The sequence below is a fragment of the Enterobacter sp. T2 genome, assembly GCF_010692925.1.
GTDB lineage: Bacteria > Pseudomonadota > Gammaproteobacteria > Enterobacterales > Enterobacteriaceae > Enterobacter > Enterobacter kobei.
In genome coordinates, this window is sequence record NZ_CP048736.1 from 326,462 (window position 1) to 340,693 (window position 14,232).

Annotated in this window: 13 protein-coding genes; 3 read left to right on the top strand and 10 right to left on the bottom strand. The window is 58.0% G+C overall.

Going from position 1 to position 14,232, the window contains the following annotated elements:
- Nucleotides 1-2,148, bottom strand: a complete 2,148-nt coding sequence (gene fdhF / locus G0034_RS01545; protein ID WP_078309985.1) for a formate dehydrogenase subunit alpha — start codon at nt 2,146-2,148, stop codon at nt 1-3.
- Between the two features lie 257 nt (nt 2,149-2,405).
- On the opposite strand from fdhF, the gene G0034_RS01550 reads away from it, so the two are divergent.
- The gene (locus G0034_RS01550) at nt 2,406-3,137 is read left to right on the top strand and encodes a response regulator (RefSeq protein WP_014882168.1); all 732 of its coding nucleotides are present in this window, start codon (nt 2,406-2,408) and stop codon (nt 3,135-3,137) included.
- 3 nt (nt 3,138-3,140) lie between these two features.
- Here G0034_RS01550 and lpxO read toward each other — a convergent pair whose 3' ends face one another.
- The 4 genes from lpxO to G0034_RS01570 all read right to left on the bottom strand — a co-directional run bounded on the left by lpxO (nt 3,141) and on the right by G0034_RS01570 (nt 7,769).
- Nucleotides 3,141-4,049, bottom strand: a complete 909-nt coding sequence (gene lpxO / locus G0034_RS01555) for a lipid A hydroxylase LpxO (RefSeq protein WP_014882169.1) — start codon at nt 4,047-4,049, stop codon at nt 3,141-3,143.
- A gap of 233 nt (nt 4,050-4,282) precedes the next feature.
- Nucleotides 4,283-5,224, bottom strand: coding sequence for an ABC transporter substrate-binding protein (locus G0034_RS01560; RefSeq protein ID WP_014882170.1), 942 nt, complete (start codon nt 5,222-5,224; stop codon nt 4,283-4,285).
- Between the two features lie 32 nt (nt 5,225-5,256).
- Nucleotides 5,257-6,252: an ABC transporter permease subunit gene (locus G0034_RS01565; protein WP_014882171.1), complete on the bottom strand. Its 996-nt coding sequence runs from the start codon at nt 6,250-6,252 to the stop codon at nt 5,257-5,259.
- A 2-nt stretch (nt 6,253-6,254) separates the two neighbouring features.
- A complete protein-coding gene (locus tag G0034_RS01570; RefSeq protein ID WP_014882172.1) occupies nt 6,255-7,769 on the bottom strand; it encodes a sugar ABC transporter ATP-binding protein in 1,515 nt (504 codons plus the stop codon).
- A 181-nt stretch (nt 7,770-7,950) separates the two neighbouring features.
- Here G0034_RS01570 and G0034_RS01575 point away from each other — a divergent pair, with 181 nt between their 5' ends.
- Nucleotides 7,951-10,230: a hybrid sensor histidine kinase/response regulator gene (locus tag G0034_RS01575; RefSeq protein ID WP_050863260.1), complete on the top strand. Its 2,280-nt coding sequence runs from the start codon at nt 7,951-7,953 to the stop codon at nt 10,228-10,230.
- 69 nt (nt 10,231-10,299) lie between these two features.
- Nucleotides 10,300-10,620, top strand: coding sequence for a DDRRRQL repeat protein YjdP (gene yjdP / locus G0034_RS01580; protein ID WP_014882174.1), 321 nt, complete (start codon nt 10,300-10,302; stop codon nt 10,618-10,620).
- A gap of 47 nt (nt 10,621-10,667) precedes the next feature.
- Here the strand turns inward: yjdP and phnP are convergent, their stop codons facing one another.
- From phnP to phnL, 5 genes are read right to left on the bottom strand one after another with little or no spacing between them, the layout of a single operon-like run.
- The gene (gene phnP / locus G0034_RS01585) at nt 10,668-11,426 is read right to left on the bottom strand and encodes a phosphonate metabolism protein PhnP (RefSeq protein WP_179120441.1); all 759 of its coding nucleotides are present in this window, start codon (nt 11,424-11,426) and stop codon (nt 10,668-10,670) included.
- Nucleotides 11,427-11,435: 9 nt separating this feature from the next.
- Nucleotides 11,436-11,870, bottom strand: a complete 435-nt coding sequence (gene phnO / locus G0034_RS01590) for an aminoalkylphosphonate N-acetyltransferase (RefSeq protein ID WP_063944075.1) — start codon at nt 11,868-11,870, stop codon at nt 11,436-11,438.
- Nucleotides 11,863-12,414, bottom strand: coding sequence for a ribose 1,5-bisphosphokinase (gene phnN, locus G0034_RS01595; protein WP_063944073.1), 552 nt, complete (start codon nt 12,412-12,414; stop codon nt 11,863-11,865). Before phnN ends, phnO begins: the two co-directional genes overlap by 8 nt.
- Nucleotides 12,411-13,547 (bottom strand): alpha-D-ribose 1-methylphosphonate 5-triphosphate diphosphatase, encoded by a 1,137-nt coding sequence (gene phnM / locus G0034_RS01600; RefSeq protein WP_014882178.1) that lies wholly within the window; start codon nt 13,545-13,547, stop codon nt 12,411-12,413. The genes phnN and phnM overlap by 4 nt, the downstream gene beginning before the upstream one ends.
- Complete coding sequence (phnL, locus tag G0034_RS01605) at nt 13,544-14,224, bottom strand: phosphonate C-P lyase system protein PhnL (protein ID WP_045268835.1); 681 nt, start codon at nt 14,222-14,224, stop codon at nt 13,544-13,546. The genes phnM and phnL overlap by 4 nt, the downstream gene beginning before the upstream one ends.
- Between the last annotated feature and the right edge of the window lie 8 nt (nt 14,225-14,232).

Below are 14,232 nucleotides of genomic sequence, written 5' to 3' on the forward strand. Positions count from 1 at the left end.
TCAACCCATTGCGCTTTCACGCAGTCGGGCTTTCAGCTTGTTATATTCGTCAATCACATACTGTTCGGCAGCGTGTTGATCCGCAATGGGCTCCACGTTGACGGCACAATATTTATACTCCGGCGTTTTGGTTATCGGGCTTAAGTTCTCCGTCACCAGTTCGTTACAGGCACCAATCCACCACTGGTAGGTCATATAGACCGCCCCTTTGTTGGGACGATCGCTCACCTGCGCACGGGTGATGATTCGCCCTTTGCGCGAGTTCACCCATACCAGCGCTTCATCCTCAATACCCAGGCGTTCCGCGTCAGCAGTGTTGATCTGCGCGTAGCCGGGTTCATCTGCCAGCGCGGCCAGCGCGGCGCAGTTCCCGGTCATTGAGCGACAGGAGTAGTGGCCTACTTCGCGCACGGTGGAGAGCACCATCGGATACTCGTCGGTGAGTTTATCTATAGGTGCGACCCAGTCGCAGGTGAAGAACTGCGCCAGCCCGTTCGGGGTGTCGAACGTCTCTTTGAAGAGGTATGACGTCCCCTGGTCGGCTTCCGACTCATCGCGGCATGGCCACTGGATATACCCCAGCTCACCCATTTTTTCATAGGTGGCACCGTAGAAGTCCGGGCACAGATGCCGCAACTCGTCCCAGATCTCCTGAGTGTTGTTGTAGTGCATCGGGTAGCCCATACGGGTGGCGATTTCGCTGATGATCTGCCAGTCGGTTTTCAGATCCCACTTCGGTTCGACCGCTTTGAAGAAGCGCTGGAAGCCGCGGTCCGCCGCCGTGTAGACGCCTTCATGCTCACCCCATGACGTCGACGGTAAAATCACATCCGCCGCCGCCGCGGTTTTGGTCATGAAGATATCCTGGACAATCACCAGTTCAAGATCCTCAAACCCTTTACGTACCGCAGAGAGTTCGGCATCGGTCTGGAGCGGATCTTCACCCATGATGTAGGCCGCACGCACTTCACCGTGCGCCGCGCGGTGCGGCAGCTCGCTGATGCGATAGCCGGTGTGTTCCGGCAGGCTTTCGACCCCCCAGGCTTTCGCGAATTTCTCGCGGTTTTCCGGGAATTTGACGTACTGATATCCTGGATAGGTATCCGGCAGCGCGCCCATATCGCAGGCCCCCTGGACGTTATTCTGGCCACGTACCGGGTTGACGCCGACGTGGGCCTTGCCCAGGTTACCCGTCAGCATGGCGAGGCTGGTCAACGAACGCACGGTTTCCACGCCCTGGTAGAACTGGGTCACGCCCATGCCCCACAGAATGGCGGCGGTTTTCGCCCCGGCGTACATGCGTGCGGCCTGGCGGATCTCCTGTGCGCTGACGCCGGTTATCGCTTCAACGGACTCTGGCGTATAGCCTTCGACAATTTTACGATACTCTTCAAAGCCCTCCGTGCGGCTGGCCACAAACGCCTGGTCGTACAGATTCTCCTCAATAATGACGTGCCCCATCGCATTCAACAGCGCGATGTTCGAGCCGTTTTTCAATGCGATGTGCATATCTGCAATGCGCGCGGTTTCAATTTTGCGCGGATCGCAGACGATGATTTTCGCCCCGTTCTGTTTGGCGCGAATAACATGGTTCGCGACGATAGGGTGAGAATCCGCCGGGTTATAGCCGAAAATAAACACCAGATCGGTGTTGTCTATCTCGTTGATGGCATTACTCATTGCGCCGTTACCGACCGACTGGTGCAGACCTGCAACCGATGGGCCGTGTCAGACGCGAGCGCAGCAGTCGACGTTATTGGTTCCAATAACGGCGCGTGCGAATTTTTGCATCACATAGTTGGTTTCATTCCCAGTCCCGCGTGAGGAACCGGTCGTCTGAATCGCATCCGGGCCGTACTTGGCCTTGATGGCGCTGAGGCGCGTGGCGACGTAATCGAGAGCCTCGTTCCAGCTGACGGCTTCCAGCTTGCCACCGCGCTCGCGGCGGATCATAGGGGTTTTCAGGCGCGGGGTGAGGATTTGGGTATCATTGATAAAATCCCAGCCGTAATACCCTTTCAGACACAGCGTGCCCTGGTTGGTTTTCCCCTGTGCGGCCTCCGCCCGGACGATTTTGCCGTTATCGACCACCAGGTGGATCTTGCAACCTGAGGCACAATAAGGGCAAACCGTGACGACTTTTTTCATCAGTCTGCTCCAGTTAATCGAATCTTTCGCACCGACTAATGCAGCTTCTATGCCATGTTTTTAGTAGGGGTAATGGCGCGTTTTACGGCGTATTCCTGCCGACAACCCTGACGAAAAGCAGACCATCGTCAAAATTGACGTGTCGAATGGGCAGGGTATGTGACATGGGTTGAATTTCCATCACGGAAAACGCCCTTTCACTGGAGCTGACGGCAGAATGGTTCAGACTTAACATAATCCCCTGACGGAAGCATATGATGAAACCGGCGATTCTGGTGGTTGATGACGATTTGGCAGTGTGCGAACTGCTGCAGGATGTGCTGAGTGAACACGTCTTTGACGTGCTTGTCTGCCATAACGGCCAGGATGTGCCAGGCCGGGTACAACAGACGCCGGAGATCGCCCTTGTCCTGCTGGATATGATGCTGCCGGATATCAATGGGTTACAGGTTTTGCTGCAGTTGCAAAAGCAGCGTCCGGCGCTACCGGTGATCATGTTAACCGGGTTGGGCAGTGAATCCGACGTGGTAGTGGGGCTGGAGATGGGAGCCGACGACTATATTGGCAAACCGTTTAATCCGCGCGTGGTGGTTGCCCGGGTTAAAGCGGTCCTGCGTCGGACCGGCGTGCTGGCCGCAGAAACGCCGATGCCACGCGTAGCGGGGATAACCTTCGATAACTGGACGCTGGATACCTCCCGATGTGAACTGATTGATCCGCAGCGTAACGTCGTGCCGTTGACCCAGGGGGAATATGGCCTGCTGCTGGCGCTTACGCAAAATGCCCGCCGGGTACTCAGCCGCGATCAACTGCTGGAACTCACCCACAGCGAAAGCACGGAGGTGTTTGACCGGACTATTGACGTGCTGATCATGCGTCTGCGCCGGAAAATCGAGGTCAACCCGCATCAGCCAGCCCTCATCAAAACCATTCGCGGGCTGGGCTACGTGTTTGCCACCGATGTTAGCCGCCCCGAACAGGCGGCATAAGGTCTATGTTATCGCCGGAATAAGAAGGGCGGCAAAAATGGCGCTGATGCACAGGTACTTGAGGGCATAATAGGCTTTACGATTTCGTTTTTTAAGACGCTGTCCGCGTTCGCGCCCCGCATGAACATATTTAAAAATGCGATTAATGCCGCCAGTGCGGTCATTCTCATCATTGGGTGAGCTGGCTGCAGACATCAGCGTCGTCCCTACCCAATGGTTAACTGCCTGTGCCCAGCCCCACTTCATCGGACGCTCGATATCACAGAAAAGAATAATGCGCGTTTGATCGGTTTTATTTTCTGCCCAGTGAACGTAAGTCTCATCAAAAATGACGGCCTCGCCATCGCGCCAGCTATGGCGCTGCTGGTCCACTTCAATAAAGCAGCGATCGTCATTCGGGGTAGATAAGCCCAGATGATAGCGAACCGAGCCCGCGTAGGGATCGCGATGCTTGCCCAGCTTTGCCCCCGCAGGCAGTTCGGCAAACATCGCCGCCTTTACGCAAGGAATTTGACTCACCAGTTGCGTGGTCACCGGGCAAAGCGCTTGCGCAGAAGGGTGAGCGTCGGCGTACCATTTCAGATAAAAACGTTTCCAGCCGCGTTTAAAAAAGGTGTTAAAGCCAGCGTCGTTATTATTTTGCGCCGCCTTTATATGATCCTGTAAACGCACAGCCTCTTCACGAATAACCTGCCAGTTTTCCGTCAGCGTTTTTAATTCAGGGAAACGCTCTGTCTCAAAGAAAGCCTGCCTGGCGGGCAGGGAAGAGAACGCCGTCATAAACATATTGATGGGTGCCATGAACGTCGAATGGTCGAACAACTGACGAGACAGCGTCTGTTTTTCTTTCCCGCGTGAATGCGCGTAAATAACGCTAATAATGAAAATACCGATGATGATGGCTGCGAACATTTTTCCCTTGTCCTCTTTCTATCTCATTTCGGAAAAGCGTGCGGACAGAGTGCTGCCCACGCCGAATATGCCAGATGGAGAGAGTGTAGTTCGGGAATGTAAAATTCATAGAACTGTAATGAAAAATCGCAATTATTGTTAAATTAATTGCCCTCGCGAATAAAAGCCTGCAGCCCGGCCAGCGTTTTTTGCCACCCACTCTCCCCAAAGGGGAGAGGGTTTAGGCTGAGGGGTTACTTAACCGTCCAGCCCTTATAGGTACCGACGTTCTTTTTATCGATCATCGTCACCGGGATCAGCACCGGTTCTTTCGGTGCCGGTTTGCCCTGGAGAATGTCGTAGCCGATCTCGACCGCTTTTGCCGCCATCACCTGCGGATCTTGTGCCGGGGTTGCCACAAACAGGGAGTTTTCCCGCTTCAGCGCTTCTTCACCATCCGGGCTGCCATCCACGCCCACAATGAAGAATTCATTGCGCTGCGCCTGTTTTGCCGCCAGATCGGCGCCGATCGCGGTAGGATCGTTAATCGCGAATACGCCGTCGATCTTCGGATTGGCCGCCAGAAGAGAGGTCATGACTTCCAGACCGCCTTCACGGCTGCCTTTGGCGTTCTGGTTATCCGAGAGCACCTTGATATCCGGATGTTTTTTGAATTCCATCTGGCAACCTTCCACACGGTTTTGCACCGCTGAGACCGGTGGTCCGTTGATGATCACCACATTGCCTTTGCCTTTCAGGCGGTCGGTAATGTACTTACAGGCCATTTCGCCCGCCTGGGTGTTATTGGAGGTGATGGTCGCATCGGCACCTTCCGCCGCCACGTCAACCGCCACGACCACGATCCCGGCATCCTTCGCGCGTTTCACCGCCGGGCCGATCCCTTTGGAATCCGCGGCGTTGAGGATGATCATGTCCACTTTCGCGGCGATAAAGTTATCGATCTGCGCCACCTGCTGACCGAGATCGTAACCGCTGGAGACCAGCGTCACTTTGACGTTATCGCCCGCCAGCTTGCGCGCTTCCAGCTCGGCACCTTTGGTGATCTGCACAAAGAACGGATTGGCCAGGTCACCCACCGTCACGCCGATGGACTTCAGATCTTTCGCCTGCGCAAACGGCGTTGCGGCAAGCAGCGCGCCAGCACAGAGCGCGGTCACTAACGGTTTTAAACGCATATTGTATTCCTCGAAGCTGTAGGGTTTTGTTGTTATGCACTTTGATGGTGTCGGGTACGGTATTTGTCGATCAGCACCGCAATGATGATCACCGCCCCTTTGATCACCAGTTGCCAGAAGTAGGAGACGCCCATCAGCGTCATGCCGTTGTTGAGGGTGGCGATAATCAATGCCCCCACCAGCGTGCCGGTGATCGTGCCGATCCCGCCGACGAAGCTGGTACCGCCGAGGATCACCGCCGCAATCGCATCCAGCTCATAGCCGGTACCGAGGTTGCCGTTGGCGCTGTAAAGGCGCGAGGCGCTCATCACGCCACCGAGGCCGGAGAGCAGCCCGCTCATGCCGTAGACAAACAGCAGTACCATCCAGACCTTGATGCCCGTCAGGCGCGCCGCCTGCATGTTGCCGCCCACGGCGTAGATGTGAACGCCCAGCGTAGTGCGGCGCAGGATAAACCAGCAGATAGCAATGACCGCCAAAGCAATGACCACCAGCCATGGCACGGGACCGAGGTAGTTATTGCCGATCCACTCGAAGTTGATGTTCGAGTTGATCACCGTGGTGCCGTCTGCCAGCAGGTAGGCCGCGCCGCGCAGCGCCGTATAGGTACCGAGCGTGACGATAAACGGCGGTAGCCCGGCAAAGGCCACCAGCGCGCCGTTGAACAGCCCCAGCACCATGCCGAGCATCAGCGCCGCCGGAATAGAAAGTCCGGCGAATTCCGGGATCAGCGACACCACCATTGCCGCAACGGCGGTAGTACCGAGAATCGACCCCACGGAGAGGTCAATCCCACCGGTTAAGATGATGAAAGTCATCCCCGCAGCCAGCACGATGTTGATTGACGCCTGACGGGTGATGTTGAGCAGGTTGCTCTCGGTGAAGAAGTTAGGGGCGATAAAGCCAAATACCGCCACGATCAGAATTAAAATAGGTAAAATGCCGATCGTTTGCATCAGATCGCTCATCAGCATTTTTTTGGCGGAGGCGGATTTCGCCACCTGCTGCGGATGGGTTGGAGTTGTCATAATTACACCGCCTGATGATGTGTGTCGTCCACGCCGGTTGCCAGCGTCATGATGTTTTCCTGAGAGATATCGCGCCCGTGGAGTTCACCCGCAATGCTGCCTTCGCGCATCACGTACACCCGGTCACTCATGCCCACCACTTCCGGCAGTTCGCTGGAGATCATCAAAATCGCCACGCCCTTACGCGCCATCTGGTTCATGATGCGGTAGATCTCGCTTTTCGCGCCAACGTCCACGCCGCGGGTGGGTTCGTCCAGAATCAGAATGCGCGGGCCTATCGCCACCCAGCGCGAGATCAGCAGTTTTTGCTGATTACCGCCGGACAGTCCGCCCGCGCGTACCTGTGAATGGGGCACACGAATGTTGAGCAGGGCGATAGCGTCATCGGAAATGGACTGGGCTTTTTTGCGGTTCAGCATGCCGAAGGTGGCATCGCGTTCCAGCGTCGCCATCGTGATGTTCTCCTGCGCCGCCAGCTCCAGAAACAGCCCCTGCTCCTTACGGTTCTCGGTGAGAAAACCGATCCCGTTTTCAATGGCCGCGCGCGGGGAGTGGATCACCACCGGCTCGCCGTCCACCTCAATCATGCCGCCCGTGGCTTTGCGCACGCCGAAAATCAGCTGCGCCAGCTCGGAGCGTCCGGCACCGACCAGCCCGGCCAGCCCGACGATTTCGCCGGAACGGACCTGTAAACTGCACGGCCGCACTTTTTTACCGTCGGTAAGGTGGTGGACGTTCAGGCGGGGGCTGCCGAGAGGGATATCGCGCTCTTTGTTGAACAGATCGCTTAAAGGGCGGCCCACCATCATTTTCACCAGCTCGGAGGCGTTGAGCTTGTCGCGCGTCAGGCTGCCGACGTACTGCCCGTCACGCAGAACGCTGACGCGGTCAGAGAGTTCATACACTTCCGCCATGCGGTGGCTGATATAGATAATCGCCATGCCTTCATCGCGCAGGCGCAGAATCAGTTCAAACAGGCGGTGGGTTTCGCGGGAAGAGAGGGCAGCGGTGGGTTCGTCCATCACCAGAATGCGGCTGTTGCGGTGCAGCGCGCGGGCAATTTCTACCTGCTGCTGTTCGGCGATGGTCAGCTTCATCACCCGATCGGTGGCGCTGAACTGGGCGCCGAGGCGATCGATCACCGCCTGCGCCTGGGCGGCCATCTCTTTACGCTGAACCAGCCCGCCGCGCGACAGTTCGCTGCCGAGGAAAATGTTTTCCGCCACGGTCAGATTGGGGGCGAGTTGCATCTCCTGGTAAATCAAGGTAATGCCTGCGGCCAGGGCATCTTTCGGCCCTTTGATGTGAAACGGCTGTCCGTCGATCAGGATCTCACCGCGGGTGGCAGTGTAGGCACCTGCGAGGATTTTCATCAGCGTGCTTTTGCCCGCGCCATTTTCGCCCATCAGCGCGTGGATCTCACCGGGGAAAACCGTCAAATCCACGCCCTTGAGCGCGTGGAAATTGCCAAAGGTTTTGGCTATGCCGCGCATCTCTAAAACCGGGGTTCTGCTCATGGCGGATCTCCTGTGAATGTCGATATCTGCACTTCATCACAGGTGCGTAAATGCAAAATGTCAGAAGCTGTTCATATTTGTCATAGTTATGAATAGTTAACCGCCGTCACATTTCTCTTTTCCCTCTCCCCGTGGGGGAGGGCCAGGGTGAGGGCATCAGACCGCTAAGGAGCCTAAAGAGATGTCATCACGCCCCCCGTTTTTTACCAGTGCCCGTGGCCGCCTGCTGATGTTCAATCTGCTGGTTGTTGCGGTCACGCTGATGGTCAGCGGCGTGGCGGTGCTTGGCTTCCGTCATGCCAGCCAGATCCAGGAGCAGGTGCAGCAGCAAACGCTGGATGACATGACCGGCAGCATGAACCTCGCTCGCGATACGGCTAACGTGGCGACGGCGGCGGTGCGGTTGTCGCAGGTAGTCGGATCGCTGGAGTACAAAGGCGAGGCGGAGCGGTTAAAGCAGATGCAAACGGCATTGCGCCGCTCGCTGGAGCAGCTGGCCGATGCGCCGCTGGCGCAGCAGGAGCCGGCGCTGGTGGCGCGGATTATTCAGAGAAGCAATGAATTACAGCAAGGCGTGACGGGGATGCTGGAGCGCGGGCAGCGACGCCATCTGGAGCGTAACGCGCTGCTCAGTTCGCTCTACCAGAGCCAGAGTTACCTGCGTCATCTGCAGGACATCAACCGCCGTACTGGCAGCGATGTTCCGGATGCGCAGCTGCTGATGGAAATGGACAGGCTGATCGCCGCCGCCATCGAAACCCCTTCACCACGCGCCACGATACAGCAGCTGGATACGGTGACGGCGATGTTGCCCCAGCGCGCGACGCAGCCTGCGGTCAACGTTGTGCTGCCCGACTTTAACGCCGAGCTGCGTAAGCTTGCCCCGCTGTCGACGCAGCTGGCAGAGAGCGATCTGGCAATAAGCTGGTATATGTTCCACATCAAGGCGCTGGTGGCGATACTGAATAGCGATATCAATCAGTACGTTGAACAGGTCGCGCAAGCCTCCCGGCTTCGCACGGCCCAGAGCCATCACGAGCTGCAATCCATTAGCGTTTTTATCAGCATTTTCGCCGTGCTGGCGCTGATCATCACCGGGTGCGCCTGCTGGTATATTTACCGTAACCTGGCCTCCAACCTGACGGCTATCTCCCGGGCCATGTCGCGCCTTGCCCGTGGCGAACAGGATGTCTCGGTGCCCGCATTGCAGCGGCGGGACGAGCTGGGCGAGCTGGCGCGCGCGTTTAACGTTTTTGCCCGCAACACTGCTTCACTTGAGCACACGACGCGTCTGCTGAAAGAGAAAACGACGCAGATGGAGATTGACCGCATCGAGCGTCAGGGACTGGAAGAAGCGTTGCTCCACAGCCAGAAGATGAAGGCTGTCGGACAGCTGACCGGCGGGCTGGCGCATGATTTTAATAATCTTCTGGCGGTGATCATCGGCAGTCTTGAGCTGACCGACCCCGAATCAAAAGACGCGCCGCGTATTACCCGGGCGCTGAAGGCGGCAGAACGCGGCGCCATGCTGACCCAGCGCCTGCTGGCATTTTCCCGCAAGCAATCCCTGACGCCGCATACCGTTGAGATGAAACCGCTGCTGGAGAACCTGCGGGAACTGATGCGCCACTCCTTGCCTGTCACCCTGACTCTGGAGATTGAAGCGCAAACCCCGGCATGGCCCGCATGGATAGACGTCGGCCAGCTGGAAAACGCGATTATCAACCTGGTGATGAACGCCCGCGATGCGATGGAAGGGCAAAGCGGCGTCATTAAAATTCGTACATGGAACCAGCGCGTGACCCGCAGCGACGGCCGCAGGCAGGATATGGTGGCGCTGGAGGTCATTGACCATGGTAGCGGTATGGCGCAGGAGGTGAAATCCCGGGTCTTTGAACCGTTCTTTACCACCAAACAGACCGGAAGTGGCAGCGGATTAGGGTTGTCGATGGTGTACGGTTTTGTGCGTCAGTCCGGGGGACGCGTGGAGATTGAAAGCGCGCCGGGGCAGGGCACCACCGTTCGGCTCCATCTGCCGCGCTCGACGTTTTCCACCGTGTCTGAAAGTGAGGCGCTCCCGGCTACCACCTCCCCGGATAGCGAGCGGCTGGTGCTGGTACTGGAAGATGAGGCGGATGTCCGCCAGACCCTGTGTGAGCAGCTGCATCAGCTAGGCTACCTGACACTCGAAGCGGAGAATGGCGAGCAGGCCCTGAGCATGCTGGAGGCATCGCCGGATATTGGCATGTTTATCAGCGACCTGATGCTGCCCGGAAGCCTCAGCGGAGCGGAGGTCATTAACCATGTGCGCAGTCATTATCCGCAGCTTCCGGTGCTGCTGATCAGCGGCCAGGATTTGCGGCCTACGCATAACCCTCAGCTGCCGGACGTTCAGTTACTGCGTAAGCCGTTTACCCGCGTACAGCTGGCACAGGCGCTGCGTAAGGTGATGGTAATTTGAGATTCCTCCGCTACTCCGGCACAGTCCCGTTGATTACCTTAACGCCAGTCCACCTGTGAGTCTGGCCTTATGAAACGTTACTTTTCCGCTCTGATATTGGGTCTGCTGTCACTCACCAGCCAGCTGGCCCACGCCGACGTGATTGATGATGCCATTGGCAACATTCAGCAGGCGATCAACGATGCTTATAACCCCGACAGCAGCCGTAATGACGACGACGATCGCTACGATCGCAGCCGTCAAAGCGACAGCCGTCAGTACGACGATCGCCGTCGGCAGCTCGAAGACAGACGCCGCCGTTTAGACGAGCGTCAACGTCAGTTAGATGACGACAGGCGTCGACTGGAAGAGGATGAACGGCGTTTAGAAGACGATTACGATCGCGGCTAAAGCCTGGTCCGTAGGCCGGGTAAGGCGCAGCCGCCACCCGGCAAAACTCAGTCGAGAACCAGCACCATGCCGTCATACCCCGCTTCGATACCGTTCGGCAGCGGGTTGTTCATCATCCACACGTCAAACTGATGGCTGATGTGCGTCAGGATCACCTGCGGACAGCCAATCACCTCGTTTAACGCAACCACGGTGTTCAAATCACAATGGTTACGCGGCGGCTCGTCACGCGGTTCATGACTGCAGTCGATGATTATCGCCTGCGGCTGATTGTTGAGCAGAAACTTCACCGTTTTTTCCGGTAATCCCGCCGTGTCTGAAAGCCACGCCACGCGGCTGTGGGCGGATTCCAGCAGATAGCCAAACGTCAGCTTCGAATGGTTGAGGGGCAGCGGCGTCACCCGCAGTCCCTGTAGCTCAAACATCACAAACGGTTCGACCGTATGACTGAAATCCAGGATCCCCGGATGTTTGAACAGGTCGTCACACCCCGCGTCGTCCGGTGGGCCGTAGACCGGAATCGTTGCACCCACGCCCCAGCGCAGGGGAAACAGCCCCTGAACGTGATCCATATGATAGTGAGTGAGTAAAAACTGCTGAAAACTGCCCGCGGGCCAGTCCTCCATCAGGTGTGGAATACCGGCGTCCAGCAACGTGACCGCATCGTTGTATTTGACCACCGCACTGCAGGGACGACGGCGATAATTTTCCTGCAAACGCGCGCGTCTACACGACGCGCAGTCGCAGCCAAAGACGGGCACCAGCTGGGCACCGCCGGTGCCGGTTAACGTTATGGTCAGACTCATCACTCACCTCTACAGCGGTTTGGTGAAGCGGAAATGGCTCTGCGTATACCCTTCACGAAGGTAGAAACGGTGGGCGTCCACGCGCTTCACGCTGGTGGAAAGTTCTGTCAACTCCGCGCCAGCCTGTCGTGCAACGTCCTCTGCCCAGGCGAGCAACTGGCTACCCACCTTTAACCCGCGCGCTTGCGGCATGACCACCAGCTCCTGGATCTCGCCGATCCAGCGGGCGTGATGGAGGTGAAACTGCATGTGCAGACCGATCATGCCGATGACTTCCCCGTTCAGCTCGGCAAGCTGGTAGCGCATATTGTGATCCTGCAGATTAGCCAGATAGCCGGCATGAAACGCCTGGTGATCGAACTCTGCTTGCTTAAGTTCGCAGATGAGGGCGTACACGCTCTGCGCATCATCAGCAGTGGCGGGGCGAAGCTGGCAGTCAGGCATGCTGTTTCTCCTTCTGACGGATAAGGGATAAAAAGATCTCGACTGACTGTAGCAAACTTCCGTCGTTATTGAGGACATGGCAGCCTGAAGGGGTGTAGCGCGCCGCGCGCGCCAGCCGCTGGTCAATCTCACGCGCGTTTTCGCGCCCCCGGTTTTGCAGCCTGCTGCGCAGAACGTCCGGGGAAACCTGCAGGCAGATCGGCAGCAGGGCCGCCTCATATCGGGCTTTTGCCTGCGGCAGATGGGCGCGTGAGCCGTTGACCAGCACATCAAAACCCGCGTGCAGCCAGAGGTCGATCTCAATGCCGACGCCATAGTAGAAACCGTTAGCGTGCCAGCTCAGTGCCAGCAGGTTTTGCCCGGCGCGGGTGAAAAACTCCTGCTCGCTCAGGGCGATATAGTTTTCACTTCCGGCGTTCGCCGCGCGGGTAATATAGCGGTGCGCCACCAGCAGCTGTGAATGTTCCCGCTGCCGCAGGGCAGACAGCAGGCTGTCCTTACCGGAGCCGGACGGCCCCATCAACCAGATAAGTCTTCCCATCAGAACACCCTTTTTCCCTGACGCCAGACGTGGTCGATATGAATATGCTCGCCTTTGCGGTGGGCAAGCACCAGATCTGCCCGTTTTCCTTCGGCAATCTCACCGCGATCCTGAAGATTGAGTGCGGCGGCCGGGTTTTTGGTCACCAGGCGAATGGCCTGCGGCAGCGTAAAACGGTTCTCCTCATCGTCCGCGACCCGGAATGCCGCATCCAGCAGGCTGGCGGGGTAGTAGTCAGACGAGAGGATATCCAGCAGGCCGAGCGAGGCGAGCTTGCTTGCCGCCACGTTGCCGGAGTGCGAGCCGCCGCGCACGATGTTCGGCGCGCCCATCAGCACGTTCATCCCGTGCTGACGTGACGCCTCTGCGGCTTCGAACGTAGTGGGAAATTCGGCGATCACGCTACCAAGCTGGTGGGATTCACGCACATGATCGTGCGTGGCATCGTCATGGCTTGCCAGCGCAATATTGCGGTCACGGCACATTGCGGCAATCCTGAGACGGTTCGGCTGCGACCACTGTGCCGCAAGCGCCAGCTGTTCTTCTTCGTAGCGCGCCATCTCGGCATCGTTGAGCGAGTATTTGCCCTGATAGTATTCACGATACTTCTCAATGTTGGCGAACTGACGCTGCCCCGGCGAGTGGTCCATCAGGGAGACCAGCGAGACAGGCTCGCGGCCCACCAGTTTTTCAAACAGCGGCAGGGTGGTGTGGTGCGGCAGCTCGCAGCGCAGGTGCAAACGGTGCTCGGCGCGGTTGAGGCCACGCTTTTGCGTCTCTTCCACGGCGTTAATCATCTTCTCCAGGTTTTCAAGCCTGTCGCCGCCGTCGCGCACGTCGCCAATCGCCACCGCGTCCAGCACCGTGGTAATACCGCTGGCGACCATCAGCGCGTCGTGGCTGCTCATCGCCGAATGGGCGGGCCAGTCCACCTTTGGGCGCGGGGTGAAGAATTTGTCGAGGTTGTCGGTATGCAGCTCAATGAGCCCCGGCAGCAGCCAGCCACCTTCGCCGTCCATCGCGTCAGGCGCGCGGCTCCGGGTTTCGGCAAACGCGCGGATGACGCCGTCCTGGATTTCAACCGAGCCATCCACGACCTCGTTTTCCAGCACCAGCCTGACGTTATTGATAATCATACGTTTGTCCCCATCGGGTGCAGTCTGTCCGCTACGCGCTCGCGCACGGCTTCATCGTGGAAGATCCCGACGATCGCCGCGCCGCGCGCTTTGGCCTGTTCGATCAGTTCCATCACCGCTGCGCTGTTTTTGCTGTCGAGCGAAGCGGTGGGTTCATCCAGGAGTAAAATCGGGTAGTCGACAATAAAGCCGCGTGCGATGTTGACCCGCTGCTGCTCGCCACCGGAAAAGGTCGATGGGGCAAGGTGCCACAGACGCTCCGGCACGTTGAGGCGCGTCAGCAGGCTGGCGGCTTTGGCGGCACAGGTATCACGCGGTACGCCGAGATCCAGCAGTGGCTGCATCACCACGTCCAGAGCGGAGATCCGCGGGATCACCCGCAGAAACTGGCTGACCCAGCCGATCGTTGAACGGCGCACTTCAAGTACCTTACGCGCGGGTGCCTGTACCAGATCCACCCACTCGTTGTAGTGGCGAATATGAATGTGGCCTTCGTCTGGCTGATAGTTGGCGTACAGGGAGCGCAGCAGGGTGGATTTTCCACTGCCGGAGTGGCCGTGCAGCACGACGCATTCGCCGTTGCCGACTTCTAACGACGCGTTTTGCAGGACGGGCAGCCGCACGCCGTTTTGCTGGTGGAGCACAAAGGTTTTACTGACGTTTTGTACGTGGATCATGTTGGCCT